General features: G+C 45.2%; 1 protein-coding gene. It reads left to right on the top strand.

From position 1 onward, the window contains the following. Window positions 1-2,385 (top strand): hypothetical protein (locus AB669_RS21300; RefSeq protein WP_047801398.1); only part of this gene is annotated, 2,385 nt, incomplete at both ends.

Below are 2,385 nucleotides of genomic sequence, written 5' to 3'. Positions count from 1 at the left end.
GCTGGAGCAGATGTGACTGATGTTTCAGGAACGACAGAGACTAATGACACACCAACAGTGGCTTCCATCACGCCGGCTGGATCTGTGACTTTAGTGAAATCTATTAGCGGAAGTGTTCCTAATAAAGCGGGCCAGGTATTGAATTACAATCTTGCTGTTAAAAATACAGGTAACGTAACCTTAACTAATTTGGTGGTTACGGACGCCAATGCAATTGTTACGGGTTCTCCTGTTTCTAGTTTGGCTCCGGGGGCAAGTGTAACACTTACTGCTGCCCATACACTAACTCAAGGGGATGTGGATGCAGGTACCTATACTAACACCGCAACGGTAACCGGTAAGACACCGGCTGGATCTGACGTAACTGATGTTTCAGGAACGACGGAGACTAATGATACACCAACAGTGGCTACGATTACGCCTTCGGGTACTGTGACCTTAATTAAAACAATCAATGGAACAGTACCAACCGCGGTTGGTGGTGTATTAAATTACAATCTTATTGTTAAAAATACCGGTAATGTAACCTTAAGTAATCTGATGGTTACCGATGCCAATGCAATTGTTACTGGATCGCCGGTTTCTACTTTGGCTCCGGGCGCAAGCATTACCCTTACCGCATCCCATACTTTAACTCAAAGCGATGTTGATGCAGGAACTTACAACAACACGGCAACTGTAACTGGTAAAACACCAGCTGGAGCAGATGTGACTGATGTTTCAGGAACGACTGAGACTAATGATACGCCAACAGTGGCTACCATTACGCCGGCTGGATCATTAATCTTGGTCAAAACTATTAGCGGAACTGTTCCTAATAAAGCAGGCGAGGTATTGAATTACAATCTTGTTGTTAAAAATACAGGTAACGTAACCTTAACCAATCTGGTGGTTACCGATGCAAACGCAATTGTTACTGGATCACTGGTTTCGACTTTAGCTCCGGGGGCAAGTGTAACATTAACGGCTGTTCATACTTTAACTCAAGCCGATGTAGATGCGGGTATATACAGCAATACGGCAATAGTAAGTGGTAAAACACCAGCTGGATTGGATGTGACGGATGTTTCAGGAACGACCGAGACTAATGATACACCTACAGTGGCGACCATTACTCCGGCTGGTACCGTGACTTTAGTGAAAACTGTTAACGGTTCCGTTCCTAATAAAGCAGACGAGGTATTGAATTACAATCTTGTGGTTAAAAATACAGGTAACGTAACCTTAACTAATTTGGTGGTTACGGACGCCAATGCCGTGGTTACGGGTTCTCCTATTTCTAGTCTGGCTCCGGGCGCTAGTATTACACTTACTGCATCCCATATCTTAACTCAAGGGGATGTTGATGCAGGAACCTATACGAACACCGCAAGCGTCACAGGTAAAACACCGGCTGGAGCAGATGTGAATGATATTTCAGGAACGACTGAGGCTAATGATACGCCGACAGTGGCGACTATTACGCCGGCTGGTTCTTTGACCTTGGTTAAATCTGTTAACGGAACTGTTCCGAATAAAGCAGGCGAGGTATTGAATTACAATCTGGTAATTAAAAACACGGGTAACGTCACCTTAACCGACCTGGTGGTTACAGATGCGAATGCTTTGATTACTGGCTCACCGGTTTCTACTTTGGCTCCGGGCGCAAGCATAACGCTTACTGCTGCCCATACACTAACTCAAGGGGATGTTGATGCAAGTACATATATCAACACTGCAACTGTAACCGGTAAGACACCGGCTGGATTGGACGTGATTGATGTTTCAGGAACGACAGAGACTAACGACACACCAACAGTGGCTACCATTACGCCTTCCGGTGCTGTGACTTTAGTGAAAACTGTTAGCGGAACTGTTCCCAATAAAGCAGGCGAGGTGTTGAATTACAACCTTGTTGTTAAAAATATCGGGAATGTGACCTTAACCAACCTTGTGGTTACCGATGCCAATGCCATAGTAACCGGCTCACCGGTTTCGACTTTAGCTCCTGAAGCAAGTGTAACATTAACGGCTGTTCATACTTTAACTCAAGCCGATATTGATGCGGGTACATACAGCAATACGGCAACGTTAACGGGTAAAACACCAGCTGGAGCAGACGTGACTGATGTATCAGGAACGACGGAGACTAATGATACGCCGACAGTAGCTACCATTACTCCGGCTGGTGCTGTGACTTTAGTGAAAACTGTTAACGGTACTGTGCCGAATAAAACAGGAGAGGTATTGAATTACGATCTTGTCGTTAAAAACACCGGTAATGTCACCTTAACCAATCTGGTGGTTACCGATGCCAATGCCATAGTAACCGGCTCACCGGTTTCGACTTTAGCTCCTGAAGCAAGTGTAACATTAACGGCTGTTCATACTTTAACTCAAGCCGAT

Origin of the sequence: Pedobacter sp. BMA (genome assembly GCF_001027745.1) — a bacterium.
Taxonomy (GTDB): domain Bacteria; phylum Bacteroidota; class Bacteroidia; order Sphingobacteriales; family Sphingobacteriaceae; genus Pedobacter.
Note: the sequence above shows the minus strand (reverse complement) of the source record. Positions and strands in the feature narration are given on the sequence as shown.